Below are 20,081 nucleotides of genomic sequence, written 5' to 3'. Positions count from 1 at the left end.
CGGGGACCATACCGAGTCAAATAACCCCAAAGTGGTCAAACAGGCACGGTGGCCCCCGATAGATATGCCGACGGCCCGGCCGAAGAGGCCGGGCCGTCGTGATCCGTGCGGGGGGTCAGGAGATGGTTGCGGTCATGGTCAGCGTCGACTGGTCGATCTCGGTGGTCCGGGCGGTGAACTTGAACGTCCACTCACCGGCGGCCGGCAGCGCGATGTCCCCGATGGCGTGGAAGTCGGTGATCCGCAGCAGCGGGATCTCGATCGGCTCGATGCCCTTCTCGGACAGCGTGGCGGTGGCCTTCCACTCGACCACCGGCAGCGGCTTGTTGTCGAGCGTGTACGCGTACAGGTGGATCGAGTTGTTGCCGACCTTCGCCGGGAAGATGTCCACCTGCAGCGACATCTTGTCGGCGGTCAGGGTCTGCGAGACGGTCGTGGTGGTGGCCGCGGTCTCGGCCGCCTCGGCGGTGCGGGGCGGCGCGATCTGCACCAGCACCGACGTCACGCCGAGCACGACCGCGGTGATCGCGAGTTCGGCCAGCACGATCCGGCGCAGTGGGCCGGGCGACTCCTCGGCGGCCCGGGACTTGACCAGCTTGCGGGAGTAGGCGGCCACCCCGAGCACCACCGCGGCCAGGCCGATCTTCGCCAGGATCAGCCGCCCGTAGGTGCTGTTGATCAGCCCGTCCAGGGAGGAGACCTCGATCAGCGCCTGCACCACCCCGGCGAAGATCAGCGCGCCGACGGCGGCGGCCGCCCAGCGCGACCAGATCGGCAGGATCGCGCCGAGTTCCCGGCCGTTCGCCTTCGGCAGCAGGAAGCCGAAGAGCATCACCAGGCCACCGAGCCACACCGCCACGGCGGCCAGGTGCAGCGCGTCGATCACCACCGAGACGCCGGCCACCGGCGAGGCGCTCGGGTGCCCGGTCAGCGGCCAGGTGGCCAGGGCCGCCACGCCCAGCACCCCGAGCAGGGCCAGGTCGAGCTTGGACTCGCCCCCGCCGGGACCGACCAGCAGCGGCCGCAGCAGGAAGGCGGCGGCGACCACCACACCGAGCCGGACCAGCATCACCGCGCCGAACGTGCTGCCCAGCACGTCGCGCAGGTCGCCGACGCCGACGTCGAACAGGCCGGTGCCGAGCGTGTACGGCGCCTGCAGCCAGATCCCCAGCAGGGTGCTCCCGGCCACCAGCCCGATCCCGGTCCAGATCAGCCGGCCCGGGCCGCGCCGGTCCAGTCGCTGGGGCCAGAGCAGCGCCAGCACCAGCACCGGGCCGACGAGCAGCACGAGGCCGGCGTACCCCAGGTATTTGCCGATCGGAATGAGTGCGCGAACCACCGGATCGACCCGGATCTCCTCCTCGGCCGCCGAAGGCGGCGTCGAGGCCGCGCCGACCGAGAAGCTGATGGTGCCGGCCACCGGGTGGCTGTCCGCCGAGATCACCCGGTAACTGACCAGGTAGGTGCCCCGGCCGGCACCGGTGCGCAGCGGAATCGTCACCTGTGAGCCGCTGACCGAGGGCTCGCCCTGGTCGGCGCGTGCACCGTCCGGGCTGATCACCCGGATCTTGTCGGAGAGCAGCTGCACCGACTCGCTGAAGGTCAGCGTCACCTTGTTCGGGGCGTCCGGGACGATCGTGCCGTTTCCCGGATCGCTGCCGACCAGTGCGGCGTGGGCGCTGGCCGGCGCGGCCGCGGCCAGCGTGCCGAAGAAGCCCAGCAGCAACCCGACGATTACGGTCAGTATCCGGCGTCGGTCAACGGTCATGCCACATGCTCTCCGATTCCACTTCGCGCGCGCCTGGGGTAGTCGTCCGGGACCCTCGCATGGTTCCAGATCCGTCCGACCCGCGTACGATTGCCGGTCGTGACCGGTGGTGAGGAACTGAAGGACGAGACGACCGCGCTCGCCCTGCGCGCCCGTGCGGGCGACGCGGCGGCGCAGGCCGCGTTCGTGCGCGCCACCCAGGCCGAGGTCTGGCGGTTCACCGCCGCGCTCGTCGACCCGGGCGCCGCAGACGATCTCACCCAGGAAACCTACCTGCGGGCCTTCCGGGCGCTGCACAGCTTCGCCGGCCGCTCCAGCGTCCGCACCTGGCTGCTCGGCATCGCCCGCCGCACCTGCGCCGACCACCTGCGCTCGGTGGTGCGCCGGCGGCGCCTGGACGCTCGGCTCGCCGCGCAGGCCGCCACCGAGTTACCCGTTCCGGACCCGGCACACCGGCTGACCAGCGCCGACCTGCTGAGCCGGCTCAGTGACGAACGCCGCACCGCCTTCGTGCTGACCCAGGTGCTCGGCCTGTCCTATGCCGAGGCCGCCGACGTCGAGGACGTTCCGGTCGGCACCATCCGCTCCCGGGTGGCCCGGGCCCGCGACGAGCTGATCAGCGCGGTCTCCCGGGCCCAGGCCAGCTGAACAGGACCTTGGACTCTGCACCACCTGGGCCGGTGACGGCCAGCATAGGCGGGAACTCGAACGCTACGGACTTCGTCTAACTGGGCGTGAGCATGGAAACCCTGCGGAGTGTCCGCGCGGCGGCCGTGTGGCCGTGGATCTCCACGGCGGCCCGGCTCGGGCTGGCCGCCGTCTGGCTGATCGCCGGCGGGCTCAAGGTCGGCGACCTGGCCCAGTCCGCCCGCGCGGTCAACGCCTACCAGCTGATGTCGTACGACGCGGCCAAGGTGGTCGGCGCCGTCCAGCCGTTCCTGGAGATCGCCCTCGGGCTGCTCCTGCTGATCGGCCTCGCGGTGCGGCTGACCGCCGGCATCTCCGCGGTGCTGATGATGATCTTCATCGCCGGCATCGTCTCGGCATGGGCGCGCGGCCTGCAGATCGACTGCGGGTGCTTCAGCACCGGCGGCGCGCTGGCCGAGGGCAAGGAGGCGGCGTACGGCCTGGACATCCTGCGCGACCTCGGTTTCCTGGCGCTCTCCGGGATCCTGCTGTGGCGGCCCCGGACCCGGTTCTCGCTGGACGGCCTTTTGATGGGGGATGCTCGATGAGGATGGGGGATGCTCGATGAGCAAGGGCAAACGCGACCGGACCACCAAGGCCCGGCAGATCGTGGAACAGCAGCGGGCCGCCGAGCGGCGCCGCACGGTGACGATCTGGACCTCGGTGGCCGTGGTGGTGGTCCTGTTCATCGCCGGCCTGGTCGGCTACAGCCTGGTGAGCAACCAGGACGACGGCAAGCTCACCACCCCCAGCGCGGCGGTCGACGAGGGCACCGCGTTCGCGTTCGGCTCCGGCCCGGTCACCGTGGACATCTACGAGGACTTCATGTGCCCGGCCTGCAACAACTTCGAGCAGGCCGCCGGACCGGCGCTGAAGCAGATGGTGGACAGCAACAAGATCACCCTGCGGTACCACCCGGTGGCGATCCTGGACCGGTACTCCAACGGCACCGAGTACTCCACCCGAGCCTCCGCCGCGTCCGCCGCCGCGGCCGAGGAGGGCAAGTTCGTCGAGTACCACGACGTGCTCTACGCCAACCAGCCGGCCGAGGGCACCGACGGGCTCAGCAACGAGAAACTCATCGAGCTCGGCAAGACGGTCGGGCTGACCAGTGACGCTTTCGCCGGCGCGGTGAACGAGGGTACGTACAAGGCATGGGCCACCCAGGCCACCGAGAAGTTCTCCGAGCGTGACTACACCAGCACCCCGACGATCGTGGTCAACGGCGAACAGCTCAAGGGACCGAACGACACCCTGCCCAGCGTCGATCAGCTCACCGCGGCGGTCGAGAAGGCGGCCGGGTGAAGCGGCTCCTCCTGCTGACGGCAGTGGCCGGTGCGGTCCTCGCACCGGCCACTCCGGCGTTCGCGCACGCCGGCGACACCGGCGGCGTCAGCGACTACCGGCTCACCGTCACCGGCCTGAGCACTCCGCTCGACGGCCTCACGGTCCGGGTCGTCGAGGGCGGCGCCCGGCTGGAACTGAGCAACGAGACCGGCCGCGCCATCGAGGTGCTCGGCTACTCCGGCGAGCCGTACCTGGAGGTGCGCCCGGACGGCACCTACGAGAACGTCAACTCGCCGGCGACGTACGTCAATGAGACGCTCGACGGCGGCACCGCGCTGCCGGCCGGCGCCGATCCGACCGCCGCGCCGTCCTGGCGCCGGGTATCCACCGACACCACCGTGCGCTGGCACGACCAGCGCACCCAATGGCTGGAGGCCGGCCCGCCACCGCAGGTGGCGGCCGACCCGGGCAGCGGACACCGGGTCCGCGACTGGATCATCCCGCTGCGTGAGCAGACCCGGACCTTCGAGATCCAGGGCACGCTCGATTACGAGCCACCCCCGCGGGCGTGGGCCTGGTGGCTCGGCGCGGCCCTGCTGGCCGCCGCGGTCGCCCTGGTCGGGCGACGCCCGGGCGCCGTCACCCCACTCGCTCTCCTCGCCGGCATCACCACACTGTGGTACGCGGCGTCGCGCATCCTGGACGGTGGAGGCTGGTTCGGCGTGCCCGTGCTCGCCGGGCTGCTCGTCTGCGCGGCCGCCTTCCGGCACCCGCCGTTCTACCTGGCGCTCTCCGGTTTCGTGCTGGCCGCTTTCGCCGGGTTCGGCAGCGCCGAGGTGTTCACCGCCGCCGTGGTGCCGGCCGTGGGCCCGGGCTGGCTGGCCCGGGCCGCCGTGGCGGTGGCCGTCGGCGCCGGCGCGGGTCTCGCCCTCACCGGCGTGCTGCGGCTGCGCGCCGCCACCCCGGTGGTCACACCCCGCTGATGTCGTCGACCTTCACGTTGACGGCGACCACGTTCAGTCCGTAACCGGTCAGGGCTTCCTTCACCTTCGCCTGCACCTCGGCGGTGACCTCGGCGACCACCCGGCCGGCCTCCAGGACCAGGACCACGGTGACCGTGACGTCGTTGCCGGTCACCTTCGCGGAGACGCCCCGGCTCGCGTCGCCGACCTCGTCGAGGCCGACCTTGTCGAGCACGCTGTTGAAGAATCGGGCCACGTCACCGCCCAGATCCGCCACCCCCGGCACGGACCGGGCCGCCGCGACAGCGATCTTCTCCACGACCTCGCCGGCGACGGTGGTGGTTCCGTTCGTAGCCTCGCTCATGACTGTGATCTCCGCTCTCGACGTCCGTGCCGGGGAGCGTACCGCGAGTGCAGCGCACGGTGCGTACAACACCATCGATAGCTGATCGATCGCCGTGGGAATCCGTTGTTTTCCTATTTTCCGACGCATCCGGAAACGGATTCCCTATTGCCGGAAATTGGCATATCGACGCTGCGTCAGCAATGGGTAACGTTCAGCTGTGGCCCACTACGGAGACGAACTCACCCTTCGGCTTTCCGCCGTCACCGACACCCGGCTGCTCGACGACGACCAGGCCCTCATCACCTTCATGCGCGACCTGGTCACCCGCATCGGGATGACCGTCATCGCCGGCCCCCTGGTCGCCACCGAAGGCGGCCCGCCGGAGAAAGCCGGCAAATCCGCGGTCGTGATCCTCGCCGAATCCCACGCGGCCATCCACACCTATCCGCACCTGCGTGAGATCTTCGTCGACATCTTCTCCTGCAAACCATTCCGCGAACAGGACGTGCTCGCCGAGTTCCACCGGCTCGTCGGCGACTTCCACGTCGCCGAACGCACCCTCACCCGCCGCGGCGAGGAATGGCCCCGCAACCTCGACGCCGCCCGTCGCCACTGGGGCGGCGTCCGGGCCGCACTATCGTCGGTGCATGACTGAAAACGTGCGCCTCAGCGCCGGCGACGCCGCGCCGGACTTCACGCTGCCCACCGACACCGGAGACACCCTCACCCTCAAGGACCTGCGTGGGCGCAAGGTCGTGCTGTACGCGTACCCCGCCGCGATGACGCCCGGCTGCACCAAGCAGGCCTGCGACTTCCGCGACTCGCTCGCCTCCCTGCAGGCCGCCGGATACGAGGTGGTCGGCATCTCCCCCGACAAGCCCGCCAAGCTCGCCAAGTTCCGCGAACACGACGCCATCACGTTCCCGCTGGTCAGCGACGAGGACAAGAGCGTGCTCACGGCCTACGGGGCGTTCGGGGAGAAGCAGCTCTACGGCAAGACGGTCACCGGGGTGATCCGCTCCACCTTCGTCATCGACGAGAACGGGCAGATCGAGCGCGCCCTCTACAACGTCAAGGCCACCGGGCACGTCGCCAAGCTGCGCCGTGATCTCGGCCTGGACTGAGATAAGTCCGGCTAAATCCGCAAGTCCGGGCTGTGCGAACCGAAAAGGAGAGCACACGGAAAGTCCCGGGCTCACGGCGGTCGTCATGCGGTACCAACCCGCAAGGCGGCCGCCGTGCACGGTTCGCGCTGGCTCATCCCGCGTGGGGAGCCCGCAAGGTGGCCACAGCGCTTCGAGCCAGGCCGTCGGCACCCATCACTGTCTCGGCCTCCACGGTGGAGAACATCCTTCGGGCGGCTGGTTTGAACACTGCGCAGGCCAGATCGAGGGTGAGCGAGACGCCACGAGCGCATCCGAACGATTACACTCTTCACAGCGCTCTGCCTTAAAGGGCAAAAAGGGCGGGAGTGGCGAAATTGGCAGCCGCGCGGGTTTTAGGTGCCCGTGCCCGAGAGGGCGTAGGGGTTCGAGTCCCCTCTTCCGCACCGATGGCAAATGGCCGGTCGCAGCGACGCGACCGGCCATTTGCTCAGCAGGAGGGTTCGGCGGCGGCCAGGTCCACCAGGGGCTGAGCGGCGACCGCGGCGCTCGAGGGTGCGGCCGGGGTGGTGGTCGCGGACTCCAGGACCGGTGCGGCCGAGGAGGCGGCCGGCGCGCTGGGGGAAGCGGTGGCCTTCTTCTTGGCGGGGGCCGGGCTGCTGGCCTTCGCGGCGGCCGGGCTGCTGGGGGTCTTCTTGGTCACCGTGGTGGAGCCGCCGGTCATGCGGGCGCCGGTCTTCTGGACGCTGCCGGGCTTCATGTCGATGCCGGTCAGGGTGGTGCTGTTGCCGTACACGTCGGTCATTCTGATTTTGTAGGGGCCGGGACCGGCGCCGCCGTCGATGAGCCAGTAGTTGTAGTCGGTGCGGTGGGCCGCGGTGAAACCGCGGCCGGCGCCGGCGACCTTGACCGAGGTCAGCAGGTTGGCGTGGTTGTCGATGCGGGCGGCGAACCAGTGCTGGGAGGCGCCTTCCTTGATGCGCACGCTGATCGGCGCGGGCACGGCCGGGTTGGTGACCAGTTTGTACTTGATGCTGATGATGCCGTCGATCTCGGCGCCGATCTTCTTAAAGGCGGTGCGGCTGAGGTCGAGGTGGCCGGTGGCGCACTCCGGGCAGCTGTCGAAGACCTTGACGCGGACCTTGCCCTTGGGGCCGGTCACGTCGAGGTAGGCGCCGCAGGAGGCGCCGTCGGCGTACTGGTCGGGGCCGAGGGCGACGTAGAGGTCGTCGGCGGGGACCTCGAAGGAGCAGTTGCCGGAGGTGGCGGCCAGATCGTAGAAGGTGGCTTTCCCACTCTTGGTGGTGGTGCTCGGCGGGGCGGCGCAGGCGGATCCGCTGTTCTGCAGGAGCAGGGCGACACCGATGAAGCCGGCCAGGACTGCGGCGCCGCCGGCAGCGAGCCAGCGGATCGAGAAGATGCGTCGATGAGCACTCACCCGGGCATCCTGGTCGGCGCCGCGGGTGTGGGGCAAATCTTCTAAGACTCTGCTAAGACGGCGTCACCGACTCGGATGACACCGGTCTCTCCGGCGGCGAGGTCGGGGACCAGGTTGATCGCGAAGAGCAGGCCCTGCGCGAAGCGCCGGTGTCTGCCGAGGACGTGCAGCGGCTGCCGGCCGGTTTCGCCGGTCTCCTGGTCGATGGTGGTGACGCGGCACCGGTCGCAGGGTTTGGCGGCGCGGAAGGTGAGGTCGCCGATGCGCAGGCGCCGGCCGATCCAGTCGTCCTCGGCCCAGGCGGGGGCGCCGGTGACCACGAGGTTGGGGCGGAACCGGTGCATGGGGACTGGTTCGTCGCCGCCTTCGATCAGCCAGTCGTTGACCGCGTCGAGGGAGGCGGTGTTGGCGAGCAGGACCGGGTAGCCGTCGGCGAAGCTGACCCGGTCGTCGAGGTCGGCGAAGCCGTCGACGGGACGGCTGGTGGGGTCGGCCTGCCAGGCGAGGCGGGCGTCACGGTCGAGAAACTCGCTGATCCAGTCGCTGTCGGCGACGCGGGCCGGGTAGTTCGGTTTGTTGCGGAAGACCCGCACCGCGGTTTTCGGGCCGTCGGTGGGTTCGTCCACGTCGAGGTCGGGCCGGCCGGGCGCGCTCAGGCGCAGGCCGCCGGGACGCGGCCGGGCGGTGAGCTGGGTGAGGCGGGGCGTGTCACGCTGGGTGATGCCGACGCCGTCGGCGTCGATGACCATCCATCGCCGGTCCCCGGCGAGGCCCCACGGTTCGACGCGGGCTTCGTCGTGGTCGAGCCGGTGGCAACCCTTGACCGGGTACGTGTGCAGCGCCGTGATCCGCATGTCCACAGCCTGGCACAGTAGCGGGGGCGTGCTCGGCGACGATCAGGCGGCCCGCCTTGCCGTAGTCCACTGAGCTGTCGCCGAGTCGTCGCGTCGCCGATCCGAAACGGACCACTGCTCGTGCGACTTTTTGTTTTAGTTGGCCGATTCGGATGCCGTACTTTGTCGATGGTCGTGCAGTGGCTGGTTGAGGCGTTGCCTTGGGCGGCGCTGTCGAGCATCCGCGGAGTAAGGGTCGAGGGTGAGGGTGTCGGCGAAGGTGGTCAGCCGGATGCCGCGCCGGCCGGGCCCGGACAGGCAACTGGTCGGCGGCAGCCTAGACATAGTCAAGAATCCAGCCGAGGACGTCGGCGATCTCACCGAGGTTCAAGAGCTGGCCGAACGCGCCAGGCGAGGAGGCGTGCACGCTCGACGGGCGGACTGACAACCGTGCCCGATGTCTTTGCTTGTAGGTGTGCGGGTGGGTGGCGCGAGTATCGGGGTGTCACACGCCGGCCCATCGCGTGACCGACGCCCACGCCTGCCCGTCGCAGTCGCACCCCGGACGACCACCACGCGCCGTTCGGCGATGGGCCAGTCGCATGCGAAGTACAGGCGCGACCATGGTTAAGGTCCCCATTTCGGCTGATCTTGCTCCAGGTCGATCGCCACGACCCGGCCGGCCGACACCGGCGGGGCCTGCGACGGTCACACAAGTTTGTGACAGGTTCCGATGTGACGGCGTGTCGCATTAGACATTGCGACACGGACAGCCTTCCATGCGTCTATGTCAGCTGAGATCGGGCGGACCGGCCGTCACAAGGTTGATGCCACTGGTGCGTCACCAATCTGGTCTCACACCTGCGGGTGGAGAGCCCTGACGATCCTTGATCATGTGACGGAGGAAGCACGGGCAGAGCTGGACATCGGCTCCGACTGGACACGCCGATGGACAGCGGTCTGGAAGTACACCGGGCAGAAGATCACCAGCACTGTCCACGGCCTGGTATCGATGCCTGCGCGTGGTTGTGAACCGGTGAGGGCCTTCAACTTCAGCTTCGCTCAGCCGAGCCGGGCTGGGGTGGAGTTCCTGCTATCCACGGGGCGTCGGCACGGGTACGAATCGTTGGAAGAGTTGATGTTGCTGCATGCCTTGGACTTCGCGGGCGACCTGGACGAGGTGCAGTCGCAGCCCATGCGGCTGCGTTTTTCGACAACCTCGGGACAGCAAGAGCACATCCCGGACTATCTGGCGTACACCGCTGCGGGGATGGTTCTCTTCGACGTCCGACCGGCCGCCCTAATCCGTGACAAGGATAGGGTGAAGTTTGCGGCAGCCGCCGAGGTGGCGTTCGCACTGGGGTGGCGGTACGCGGTTGTCGCAGGCTGGAGACCGCACGTGGTCGCGAACTTGAGCGAAATGCGTGCCCGATACCGGCCAATGACCGATCCGTTAGGAATGTCGGACCAGGTTCTTGCACAGCTGCGTTCTGTGCCGCGGCGGTTCGACGAGATCGTCGAGGCAACATCGGTGCCGGCGATCGCCCGGACTCACTTGACGCATCTGCTGTGGCATCGCCGGGCGGTCATCGATATGAGCCAGCCACTGGGTGACGCTTCGCTCGTGTGGGCCGCTGGAGTCGGCTCATGTTGAGGTTGCAACCCAAGCTGGACCTCTCGCTGCGCTCCGTGATTGTCCGTGACGGGACGCACTGGTCTGTCGTGAAGCTCGAGCCGCAGTACAGCCGTGTGACGCTGCAGTCGGCTGACGGAGAGGTCCGGCTGGCGCACGTGCGGGACCTCCTGAATGATCCGCGCTGCCGGCAGTCGAGCCGTTCGTCGCCGCTGCCCGCCGATCGTGGCCGTCAGCCGGCTGACTTCGACGACCTTACTCCGCGCCAGCGGGATCTGACCCTCTTGCGCGTTGCCCACATCAACGAATTGCGGACCGGGTATCGCAGCGGAGATCCGCTTCAGGCTCTGGAAGGAGAACCGAAAGCCGAATACGACCCGGCGGTAACGCCCTCCCTGGAGGCGCGGCGTCGCGCCAAGGAGGCCGAGTTGGAGAGGCTGGACCGACTAAATACGTCGCTGCTGGGGCTGCAGAAGGCAAGCTTTCGGACGTTGAAGAGGCGGGAAAAGCTCCTCGATGAACGCGGGATCATGGGCTGCGCCGATAACCGTTGGCTCCGTGAGCGTTGCGGTCACTATCGCCTAGACGAACGGGTCCGAGAGGCGATTTACGCGGCTTACGAAGAGAGCTTGGTTCGCTCAAAAGTGAGCATGGAAACCAAGTTCCTTTGGGTCCATCAGTATCTTGCTGAGACCGCCGAGCCCGGCGCTGCCCCGGTGAAGGTACCGAGTAACAGCACGTTGCGCGGCTTATGGAAGGAATGGTTCGGCCCGGGTGGATCACGGCAGCGGTATGCGGTGTCGGCGGCTGCGCTCGAGGGTCACATGTCGCCAGAGCGCAAGCAGCATGTCGTGGTGTACCGGCCCGGTCAGGTGGTCGCGTTGGACACCACACCGGTTCCCGTCATGGTCATTGATCCGATCTCCCGGGAGCCGGTCAGGGCCAGACTGACCTGGGCTTTGGATGTCTACACGCGATCTCTGGTGGCGTTCCGACTGACGCTGTCGTCAGAGAAGTCGGTAGACGTGGCGATGGTGCTGCGTGACATGACCATGCCCCTACCGATGCGGCCGGGCTGGGACGACGACATGGAGTGGCCCTATCCGGGCGTTCCTGCGCACCTGGTCGCGCAGTTCGCGGGCCACAAGGTCGCGGGGCTGCCGTTCTTCACACCGGAAACGGTGACGACTGATCACGGCGGACCGTATCGCAGCCACGACCTTGTCAGAGCACTGGATGTGCTGAAATGCAACATCTTGCCGGCCCGGGTACTGCGGCCGACTGACAAGCAGGCCGTCGAGCGTGCGTTCAAGTCCGCTCAGAGCCTGCTGTTCGAGGCGCTGCCTGGCTATACCGGTGCCGACGTCGCTGACCGCGGTATCGACCCGGAAGGCGACGCTGCGTTGACAATCCAGCAGCTTGAGCACTTGATCGCAACGTGGATCGTGAAGGACTGGCAAAACCGGCGGTTGGGTTCCTACGCCCCTTCGTGGGACCCGATGGGTGACCAGAGCCCGAACACCCTGTTCGCCGCATCGATGGCGCAGGGCGGCTTCGCCATGGAGATCCCAGAACCGGAGACCTTCTATCGGCTGCTTCCAAGCAGTAACACGCAGATCCAAAAAGGGCGCGGCGTCAAAGTCAAGAAGCTGTACTACTGGGGGCCTATCCTCGATCATCTGGACCTTCCGAGGCGCGGCGGGCGGCACGGCAGGAAGAAATGGCGCATTCGTTACGATCCGCGGGACCGTCGCACCGTTTTCTTCCAGGATCCGGATACTCACGCGTGGCACGAGTTGCGATGGACTGGCCTACCGGCTTCAGGTCACATTCCGGCGTTCAACGATGCCCGGGTCGATCAGATGTTGAAACTCGCGAAGACTCGGGGGGTTGTCCCGAAAACGGATGCAGAACTTCGACCGCTGCTCTTGGAGATGCTCAAAACCCATGCACCGGTAAGCGAGTGGCGTAGCCAGCTAAAGAAAAAAGAGAAGCTTGCGCGCTCCCGCGAAATCCATCAGGGTGCTGCCGCCGCAGCAGACCGGCCGGTGCCCACCCGACCCTCGCCGCTCGAAGCCGACGGTCTCGAACTGCACCCTGCATCAGCACGACGAGCACCGGCGGTCGAGCAGAGCTGGGAGGAACAGGACCAACTGGTACAGGATTCGCTGGACGCCGAACGGGCTTTGCGCCGGCAACGGGCCGTTGCCCCGCAACCCGTAGCCCCGGGCACGCGGCTGGGCGGATCGGAGAAAAGGAACCTGTTCCTCATACCCGACGAGGAATGGCTTGAAGGAGAAACGGAGGAAGCTTCATGACTTCTGACGCGGACGACACTCACGACGTGAAAGAAACCGATCATGGCGTACGACTACGCGACAGCGGATCCTGGATTCAAGACCGTAGGGAAGAAATCATGATTACGGGAGGCGGTTGCCAAGGAAAGACAGAGTCCGCGTATGAACTCACGGCTCGATTCGACGTTGAGGAAGGCCCCGCATGACTTCCGGCTCAGCATCAAATCCCCAATGCCGAAGACGCATCATAACGATAGGGTTGCGAGGTGATGTTTTCAACGGATACCCGGGGAACCAAGCCGGGATATTGGTTACGGACGGCGGCCACCTCGGGCATACCGAAAACACGTCGGAGATTGCAGCCAAGCTTGAGAAAGAATGGCTCACCAGAATCAATATGCTGCGCCCCCAAGAGCTATCCGGAAGGAAGGCCGATGACGTTCCGGTGGTCTACGTACAGCTGCCCGCCGCAGCAAGACCCCGGAGCATCTGTCGGGCGATCCTGGCCTTCTTCGGTGCCGATCATCACCGGATGGGCCTCGCCGAACTGACCAAGGCTGCTCGCATCTCGTTGAACGACCACGGCGTGCGGGTGCTGTTACTCGACGGCTTCACCCGGGTAAATGTGTACCGCGTCGACGACCAGGACACCCTGGATCTGCTTCGCGCTTTTGTGAGCATGAACACGACGCTAGTTCTCATCGGCGTCGACGCCCCCGGGTCCACAGACTGGCCGGATCGTGTTCCGAGGCGACGAGGACGGAGGCCAGCGACGGCTCTGTCCAAGGCCAAGGAGGATCCGTCGTGACTTCGGGTTCAGCGTCAGGCTGCCGAGACCTGCCGTTCAGCCTTCCGGGAACGACCGCCACACGCGAGACCGTCCAAGGATGGCACCAATGGCGTAGTACTCGGGAGGATTTCCTGCCAGCTCCAGTGATCACGATAGACGAGTATAGGGCCATGAGACCGCGCGAAAGGAATCTGCACGACCTGCATCGCATTGCGACCCACGTGAACATTCCGATGCAGGAAACGCCGATGACACGGCACTTGAAACGAATCATGATGATGCGGTTTCGCAACAACAGTTTCAAAAGGCGGCCAGTGACCCGATCCGGAATCATGATCACGGGAGGCGGCTACCAGGGTAAGACCGAGAGTGCGTGTGAGATTGCAGCGCAGTTCGAGGAAGAATGGCTGACCATAACTAGGCGCCTCAACCCTCAGGCCCTTCCCGGCACGAGGGATATCCACGTTCCGGTGTCCTACGTACAAACGCCCGTCACGGCCAAACCCATCGCCACCTGCCGAGCGATCCTAGATTTCTTCGGTGCCGACTATCACAAGATGGGCCTGACCGAGCTGACCAAGGCTGTTCGCACCTCGTTGAACGACCACGGCGTGCGGGTGCTGATACTCGACGACATCACCCGACTGAAGATGCATCGCGCGGACGACCAGGACACCCTGGACATGCTGCGTGCATTCATGAGCATGAACACAACGCTGGTCCTTATCGGCGTCAACATCCCCGGCTCCGGGCTCTTGCGCGAAGGGACTCCGGATCCACGGACTGACCAGATCGTGTTCCGTGTCGAGAATGACGAAGACCCGGCGACACAGACGGAACGCAGATTTGATCTACTCCACCTGCGTCCCTTCAGCTACGACACTGACCGCGACATCAAGGCCTGGGAAACGTACCTCGCGAGCCTGGAGACCCACCTGCGGCTTTTCAACGCGCCACGGAAGGGGATGTTGACGGGCGGGACCATGCCCGAATACCTGTTCCGGCGGACCAACGGCGTTGCCGGCCTTCTCGAACGGCTCATCGAAGACGGCTGCGCCGAAGCGATGAACACCGAGGCCGAGGTGCTCACCGAAGAACTGCTCGATGACATCGGCATCAACCTCGGCAACGACCCGCGTCGTGACGCGGCGGCCGGCGAGGTGCCTGCTGTCCCGGCAAAGACACCTGCTGCATCGAAAAAGCCTAGCCACCGTGGCCGCAACAAGGTTTTCGATGATCACGGGATTCCCCTCGGGGAAAGCATCAGCGCATGACCACCGTCCGGGTTCTACCCCGCAGCCTCGTTCCACTGGCGGACGAGTCGATCAGCGGTTTCCTGCTGCGGCTGGCGCATCGGCTGAGCCTCACGCCGAGCCGGCTGGTGGTTTCGACCGGGCTCGACGTTCGGACAGACCGCTACCGTCAGCGGTTGGCTCCCGTGTTGCTGCTCGTCAACGTCGAACCCGATGTCCTCCGCACCTTCGCACACTCCGCCAGCCTCACCGAGACGGAGGCGCGGTCGCTGTTCCTTGCCGGCTACAGCGACCGGTACCCGCCTGCCCGCGGGCCCCACCGGGTCGTCGGCAGCAAGGTCTCCCGGCACAAGCTCGATGGTTGGCTGTCCGTCAAGTTCACCCGCTACTGCCCCGAGTGCCTCGCCGGCGACGGCAGCCCGATACAGCGCGAGCTCGGTGGAGCCTGGAAACGGGCCTGGCGGCTCCCCGCAGTGTTCGCTTGTCCAATCCATCGCCGATATCTTCACCATCGCTGCGCTGCCGGGCATGTCGCCCATCAGCAGGAGAACGGGTTTCTGCCGCGTTGGTCGGACTACAGCCTCCATCCGACGCAATGCCGTAGCCACCTGCGACAACGACGCCATCAACGTCAGGATCTCGCCCCGGCGTGCGGCGCCTGGCTGACCGAAACGCCGGCACAGTCACCGCCAAACGCCGCAGCTCTCGCCCTGCAACGCAAGATTCTGCAAGCCCTGGATCCCACAGCCCCGGACAAGGTCACGGTAGCCGGGCAGCCAGTGACAGCAGCCGAGTATTTCTGGGATCTGTTCAAGCTCAGTCACGCCGTCCTGCGCGCCTGGCCGCTGAGCCGGCACCTGCTGAGCGACGCGACACTCGCCGACGCGTTGGAGCAGTATGTCAGCGAAGTAGAACAACAAGTAACAACTCGGTGTAAGCCGGGCAGCAAGGAGCACAATCTCACCAGGCATGCCGCGCACCGCACGCCTCCCCCGGACGCGATGGCGTGCGCGGCAATGCTGCTGGCCGCGGACACGATGCTTTCCCATTCCTCACCACGGGAACTGGCGAACGACCTGCGCTACCTCCTCAGAGACGACGAAGGGCCGTTGACCACCGCTGACTGGAACCGCAGGTTCCTGGAAGGCATGCCGGAGAACTCGCTGCCATTCGGTCACGCGTTGACGCTGACCAGACAGACGATCGTGCGGGTACGACGACCTCGGCGCCGGCCTGCCGTTCCGCGCTGGGTGAAGTTCGGACCTGAGCATGTTCCGCAGTTCCTGGAACCCGACTGGTACCAGCGGTTCTTCGCCCGCTTCGACGGCGTCGCGACGAAGTATCTCCGGCGGACTGCCGCACTGCGCGTCGTGCAGATCGTCGCCGGTTGCGGCGTTCGGGAGGCTGCCGTCAAACTGGGCCTGCCGGGGGACGACAGCGCCTACAGTCGCTGCGCGACGACCGTGTTGAGAGTCAACGAGTGGGCCGCAGGGCTCGACAATCCTCACGCGTTCGACGATGCCGTCTACGACCTGATCGATCACATCAACGGCCTGTCACATCGCATCGACTACGACCGGCGGCGCAAGGCTCTGCGGGACTGGTGCATAACCCCCAAAGAGTGGCGTGCTCTGGTCGCGCAGATGCCGCAGCAGGCAGACTTGTTGCGGCCGCCTGACTTCGGCGACCGCAAACGCCAAGCAGCCTCGATCGTGGTGTGGACACGGCTGACGCACGGCGAGCATCGGGTCGCGCCGCAGCCCATCCGCGATCAGCAGCCCGCGGACGAGCACCTGTCTTGGCGTTCGAGCACCGACACACTGTTCAACCGGCTCCGGACGAACTTTCCCGGAGAGCACTATCAGGCGCTGGGCCGGGTGCTGCAGGAGTACGCTAGTGAACTCGCGGCCCGAATCGATTCGCCGCAGGGCCTGCGCCGCCGGACACCTACCGGTCGCCGGTGACCGATGGGGCTTGTACCCCGCACCCTGCCGCCACCAGGGTCGGACGGCTTACGGTCCTGTCTGGCGAGGCAGCCCGTCAAGAACTGCCGGCGGTTGCCGGGCCACCTGCGGGCAGCCGTGGGCCCTGGAGTGCGTTCGGTGCTCGATCGGCGTCAGTCACCGGTGGCCGGCGAGTTCACGGCGGCGAGCCGCAGAACAGGCCGAATGGCCCCTCATCGGCAGCCCGTGCCTGCCGATGAGGACGGCAAATATCGCGCTAGTTGTGGCCGAAGGAGGCGACATCATGGTGCAGGCAACCTCGCCAGAGCAGCGCTCAGAGCGGGACGGCTCCCGTAGTTCGGGGGGAGGCTTCCGGGTCGGGGCGAGTCACGATTCCCCGGTATGGACCGCGTCCACAACGGGTCCGGCCGGCAGTGCGAAGCTTCCGCCGATCGAGTGGCCGCGAACCGACTACCGCAAGATCATGCTCGCTGATCTGACAGGCACTGGGAAGAGTCTCGTGATGGCGTTGCTCATGTTCGCCGTGTTGATCACGGGCGGGATAAGTATCGCGGTCGTGGTGACGACTATCCTCAGCGCCCTCGGAGTCGATCCCGCCTCGCTGTACTGAACCCTGCACAGGACCTCGCCGCGCTCTGGCCAGGGATGGTTCCCGCTCGCACGCTATCGCCGGTGCCCGGACGGCACCGGACACCGGCGACGCGTGTATTGGACGGAACTCCGCAGCGAAATGCAGACGTCCGTCACCCGGCAACTCGCTGATCCCGCCGATGATGCGGGGGCACAGAGCGCAGGCTTACACGTTCGCGCCGCCCGCCCACGCATGCAGCGGGCTTAGACGGCCTCCTCACGACCGTCGCGGGGGGTGCCCTTGTCGTCGCGTCAACCGCGCAGCTCAATGCCCTGCTCAGCGGGCAGACGAGGGGTCTGTTGTGTGACCATGGTCTGCGGCATCGTCGCCGGCAGATTGGCGTCAGGTATCCCGGCGCCCCCAGGCCGGTCCCCTCCGACCCAGGTTGCTGTCTCGCTGCGGCGGGTTGCGGGCCGTGACCGGCTCCAGTAGGTCGGCATGCTGCGGCAAACCGGTAATGGCGGGTGAGGCCCTCGGCGGGCATTGCCGGTGACCGGATGTTCGGCTCGCCTGCCGGGTTTGCGCTTGATCCTGCTGGTCTCAAGACACGGCAGGTCGGGTTATGGCACGGCGAGGATGGCCGCCGGGGCGCCGTTGGTCCATCCGATGGGCAGGACCGCCAGCGCGTCAGCGGCTGCGGCGGCGCGGAGACCTGCGGAACCGGTGCCGGGGAGGATCTGGGCGGCTGCGCCGGTAAAGCGGACCGGGACGATCCGCACGGCGCCGGATGTCAGCTTCGCGGTGCCGGTCACCAGACAAGTGGGTAGCTTGCCGGCGGGTTGGCCGGCGAGGGTGCGCAGGAGCGGTTCAAGCAGGGTGAGGGCGGCGGTGAGGCCCGCGTAGGGGTTGCCGGGCAGGCTGATCACCCATCGTCCGTCGGCGAGGGCGGCGAGGGCTTGGGGGTGGCCCGGACGGCAGGCGACGCCGTTGACGTGCCAGGTTGCGTGCTGCTCGTTCAGGACGGTGTGCAGGTGATCGGCGGCCCCGGCCGACGACGAGCCGCTGACCACGATGACGTCGGTATCGGTGTCGTCGAGCGCCGCTTGCAGGAGGGCCTTGTCGTCGCGCAGGTACGAGCAGGCGCGCAGGATGCCGCCGGCCCGGCTGGTCACGGCAGCGACGAGGCCGCTGAAGCTGTCTCGGACCTGCCCCGGCCCGGGTGTTCCGCAGGCGATCACCTCGTCACCGGTGACGAACAGAGTCACCGTCGGCGGCCGGTGGGTGAACACGTCGTCGACGCCGGCTTGGACTGCGGCGGCCGCGACGGTGGCGGTCACTGTGCGGCCGGCCGGCACGATCAGGTCACCGGGGCGGACGTCGTCGCCGGTGCGGCGGATGTGGGTTCGGGTGCCGATGGTGCCGGTCACGGTCGACCCGGCGCGGTGGCAGTTCTCGTAGGGCAGTACCGCGTCAGCGCCGACGGGGGCTGGTGCTCCGGTGCCGATCTCGACGCCCGTTCCAGCCGGCAGGGCGGAGCATGCGACAGGTTGGCCGGCGAGGATGCGGCCGGTGATGGTCCATGGTCCCGGGCCGGCGACGGCGAAGCCGTCCATCGCTGCGGCGTCGAATGCCGGCGCCGGCGTTCGGGCGAGGATCGGGGCGGCCAAGCTGAGGCCGGCCGCCGCTTCGACCGGGGTCTGCTCCGGTGGCAGCGGCTTCGGCGTGTCGCGGGCAGTGTTGTAGGCCTGTTCCCACGGCATTCCGGCAGGGTGCCGGTGCGTTGCCTGGGTGCCGGCCGTGGTGGCTGGCGGGCCAACAGCCGGGTTCACGGTGCCGTTGAGGTGCCTGGTGGGCTGCGGTGCTTCGGTCAAGTCTTCTTCCTATGGTGATGACATGGCGCGGGGTAATGCAGCGGCCGTGATCGTGGTGGGACCACTTCAGTTTGCCGCTGGGGCCGGTGGTGCGCACGCGTTCGGTGTACCTGGGCGGCGCCGTGCCGCCGCCCAGGCTGTGTAGCCGACTGCCAGTGAACCGGGGATGTCCAGTGGGAAGTAGGGCTGGAGGTCCCTACCGGGGTCGCCGTCGTCGGCGTGCAGCGGCCAACTGTCGCGTCTCCCTTCAGATGCAGAAGCGCCACTCCCTGACCAGATTGAATCGTGAATCGCGATTCACTACTGTTAACTCTGTGGCGGTACAGCAGCTGCGACGAGTCTCGTCGGCGGTGTTTGGTAACAGGTACCGGCTCGAACTGTTGACTGCGCTGGTAACGGCGGGTGCTGAGGGGGTATGCGTGAAGGATTTGGCCGCGTCGTCCGGCGTGCCGACGAGTGTCTTTCACCCGCCGCTGCGAGCGCTCACGGCCGCCGGCTTGGTCACGCGGCTACCTCAGGTTGGCCAAAGCCGGCGGGTGTTCTACGCGCTCACAAACGTGGGCGCATGGACGGGGCTGCGGCAGCTGGTGCAAGATCTCGAACCGGTTGTTCCGGGTGACGACGCGGGTGAGGGGATGGGTTCATGAGCGTTGCAGCGACGCTGGAGCGTTTCGCGGCCGCCATGCCCCCCACCGTCGCGGAGGAGATCGGCATCTCCCGGGTCCGAATGTTCGGGGTCCGCGGGTGGGTGGCCTACCGTCCTGATCAAGAGCAGTTGCGGGTCCGTCAGGAGCACGGGATCGTGCCGGTTCTCGCTCTTGATCTGCTCGACACGCTCATGGGGCTGCCGCTCGGGCAACCGATCGCGGTGCAGTCGGTGGCGCCCGCCGGACGGCGGCGTCTGCGGCGTCTGCCGGACGGGGCGGTCGCGTGGTCTTCTGCGACGGTGACCCGCCGGATTGCTCCGCCGGTGACGCCGGTTCTGGCGATGGTGCAGGCGACGGACTGGGCGAAAGGGTTGCGGGCCGCGTCGCGGTTCGCGATGTACTGCCGCAGGTTGTTGGTGGTTTCCGAGCTGCCGACCGATGCAGATGTCGCGTTGGCTGAGGCGTCGTTCTACGGCATCGGGGTCGCCGTGCGTGACCGTGAGACGGTGACGATGGTGCTGGAGCCGGAGATGTTGACCGACTGGCAGCCGACCCCGGCGTGGTGGTGGTTCACCGAGGAGGTGTTCCGGGGTGCCGAGCGTAGCCGGTGAGCCCGCCGGGGACGGCGGGC

At 67.3% G+C, this 20,081-nt stretch carries 18 protein-coding genes and 1 tRNA gene; 14 read left to right on the top strand and 5 right to left on the bottom strand.

Annotated elements, in window-relative coordinates; all coding sequences use genetic code 11:
* Positions 1–115: 115 nt before the first annotated feature.
* Positions 116–1,768 carry a copper resistance protein CopC gene (locus AB0F81_RS01665; RefSeq protein ID WP_360189239.1) on the bottom strand — a complete coding sequence of 551 codons (1,653 nt, stop codon included), beginning with the start codon at positions 1,766–1,768 and terminating at the stop codon, positions 116–118.
* A gap of 99 nt (positions 1,769–1,867) precedes the next feature.
* Between AB0F81_RS01665 and AB0F81_RS01660 the strand changes: the two genes are divergently transcribed.
* The 4 genes from AB0F81_RS01660 (at position 1,868) to AB0F81_RS01645 (ending at position 4,725) form a co-directional block, all read left to right on the top strand.
* Complete coding sequence (locus AB0F81_RS01660; RefSeq protein WP_360189237.1) at positions 1,868–2,416, top strand: sigma-70 family RNA polymerase sigma factor; 549 nt, start codon at positions 1,868–1,870, stop codon at positions 2,414–2,416.
* A gap of 92 nt (positions 2,417–2,508) precedes the next feature.
* A complete protein-coding gene (locus AB0F81_RS01655) occupies positions 2,509–3,003 on the top strand; it encodes a MauE/DoxX family redox-associated membrane protein (protein ID WP_360189235.1) in 495 nt (164 codons plus the stop codon).
* Between the two features lie 16 nt (positions 3,004–3,019).
* Positions 3,020–3,760 carry a thioredoxin domain-containing protein gene (locus AB0F81_RS01650; RefSeq protein ID WP_360189232.1) on the top strand — a complete coding sequence of 247 codons (741 nt, stop codon included), beginning with the start codon at positions 3,020–3,022 and terminating at the stop codon, positions 3,758–3,760.
* Complete coding sequence (locus AB0F81_RS01645) at positions 3,757–4,725, top strand: hypothetical protein (RefSeq protein WP_360189230.1); 969 nt, start codon at positions 3,757–3,759, stop codon at positions 4,723–4,725. Before AB0F81_RS01650 ends, AB0F81_RS01645 begins: the two co-directional genes overlap by 4 nt.
* Here the strand turns inward: AB0F81_RS01645 and AB0F81_RS01640 are convergent.
* Entirely contained in the window at positions 4,712–5,068 is a 357-nt protein-coding gene (locus AB0F81_RS01640) for an Asp23/Gls24 family envelope stress response protein (protein ID WP_360189227.1), read from the bottom strand. The genes AB0F81_RS01645 and AB0F81_RS01640 overlap by 14 nt on opposite strands.
* 199 nt (positions 5,069–5,267) lie before the next feature.
* On the opposite strand from AB0F81_RS01640, the gene AB0F81_RS01635 reads away from it, so the two are divergent.
* The 3 genes from AB0F81_RS01635 to AB0F81_RS01625 all read left to right on the top strand — a co-directional run bounded on the left by AB0F81_RS01635 (position 5,268) and on the right by AB0F81_RS01625 (position 6,599).
* A complete protein-coding gene (locus tag AB0F81_RS01635; protein WP_360189225.1) occupies positions 5,268–5,705 on the top strand; it encodes an S-adenosylmethionine decarboxylase in 438 nt (145 codons plus the stop codon).
* Positions 5,698–6,174, top strand: coding sequence for a thioredoxin-dependent thiol peroxidase (gene bcp / locus AB0F81_RS01630; RefSeq protein ID WP_360189222.1), 477 nt, complete (start codon positions 5,698–5,700; stop codon positions 6,172–6,174). Before AB0F81_RS01635 ends, bcp begins: the two co-directional genes overlap by 8 nt.
* Before the next feature lie 341 nt (positions 6,175–6,515).
* Positions 6,516–6,599 (top strand) — tRNA-Leu (locus tag AB0F81_RS01625).
* Between the two features lie 44 nt (positions 6,600–6,643).
* Here the strand turns inward: AB0F81_RS01625 and AB0F81_RS01620 are convergent.
* Both AB0F81_RS01620 and AB0F81_RS01615 read right to left on the bottom strand, forming a co-directional pair.
* The gene (locus tag AB0F81_RS01620) at positions 6,644–7,591 is read right to left on the bottom strand and encodes an expansin EXLX1 family cellulose-binding protein (protein WP_360189219.1); all 948 of its coding nucleotides are present in this window, start codon (positions 7,589–7,591) and stop codon (positions 6,644–6,646) included.
* 41 nt (positions 7,592–7,632) lie between these two features.
* Positions 7,633–8,445 (bottom strand): MOSC N-terminal beta barrel domain-containing protein, encoded by an 813-nt coding sequence (locus AB0F81_RS01615; protein ID WP_360189216.1) that lies wholly within the window; start codon positions 8,443–8,445, stop codon positions 7,633–7,635.
* An 874-nt stretch (positions 8,446–9,319) separates the two neighbouring features.
* On the opposite strand from AB0F81_RS01615, the gene AB0F81_RS01610 reads away from it, so the two are divergent.
* The 5 genes from AB0F81_RS01610 (at position 9,320) to AB0F81_RS01590 (ending at position 16,361) form a co-directional block, all read left to right on the top strand.
* Positions 9,320–10,078: a TnsA-like heteromeric transposase endonuclease subunit gene (locus AB0F81_RS01610; protein WP_328465977.1), complete on the top strand. Its 759-nt coding sequence runs from the start codon at positions 9,320–9,322 to the stop codon at positions 10,076–10,078.
* A complete protein-coding gene (locus AB0F81_RS01605) occupies positions 10,072–12,375 on the top strand; it encodes a Mu transposase C-terminal domain-containing protein (protein ID WP_360189213.1) in 2,304 nt (767 codons plus the stop codon). The genes AB0F81_RS01610 and AB0F81_RS01605 overlap by 7 nt, the downstream gene beginning before the upstream one ends.
* 238 nt (positions 12,376–12,613) lie before the next feature.
* Entirely contained in the window at positions 12,614–13,162 is a 549-nt protein-coding gene (locus tag AB0F81_RS01600) for a TniB family NTP-binding protein (RefSeq protein WP_360189210.1), read from the top strand.
* Positions 13,163–13,314: 152 nt separating this feature from the next.
* Entirely contained in the window at positions 13,315–14,418 is a 1,104-nt protein-coding gene (locus tag AB0F81_RS01595) for a TniB family NTP-binding protein (protein WP_328465971.1), read from the top strand.
* Positions 14,415–16,361: a TniQ family protein gene (locus tag AB0F81_RS01590; protein WP_360189207.1), complete on the top strand. Its 1,947-nt coding sequence runs from the start codon at positions 14,415–14,417 to the stop codon at positions 16,359–16,361. Before AB0F81_RS01595 ends, AB0F81_RS01590 begins: the two co-directional genes overlap by 4 nt.
* A 1,191-nt stretch (positions 16,362–17,552) precedes the next feature.
* Here the strand turns inward: AB0F81_RS01590 and AB0F81_RS01585 are convergent.
* On the bottom strand, positions 17,553–18,692 hold the full coding sequence (locus tag AB0F81_RS01585) for a molybdopterin molybdotransferase MoeA (protein WP_360189204.1): 1,140 nt from the start codon (positions 18,690–18,692) through the stop codon (positions 17,553–17,555).
* Between the two features lie 425 nt (positions 18,693–19,117).
* On the opposite strand from AB0F81_RS01585, the gene AB0F81_RS01580 reads away from it, so the two are divergent.
* Both AB0F81_RS01580 and AB0F81_RS01575 read left to right on the top strand, forming a co-directional pair.
* Positions 19,118–19,450 carry a winged helix-turn-helix domain-containing protein gene (locus AB0F81_RS01580; RefSeq protein ID WP_328465965.1) on the top strand — a complete coding sequence of 111 codons (333 nt, stop codon included), beginning with the start codon at positions 19,118–19,120 and terminating at the stop codon, positions 19,448–19,450.
* Positions 19,447–20,061, top strand: coding sequence for a hypothetical protein (locus AB0F81_RS01575; protein ID WP_328465963.1), 615 nt, complete (start codon positions 19,447–19,449; stop codon positions 20,059–20,061). The genes AB0F81_RS01580 and AB0F81_RS01575 overlap by 4 nt, the downstream gene beginning before the upstream one ends.
* Positions 20,062–20,081: the final 20 nt, after the last annotated feature.

Origin of the sequence: Actinoplanes sp. NPDC024001 (genome assembly GCF_040638955.1) — a bacterium.
GTDB lineage: Bacteria > Actinomycetota > Actinomycetes > Mycobacteriales > Micromonosporaceae > Actinoplanes.
The sequence above is the reverse complement of the archived record's forward strand: the minus strand, read 5'-3'. Positions and strand labels throughout refer to the sequence as shown.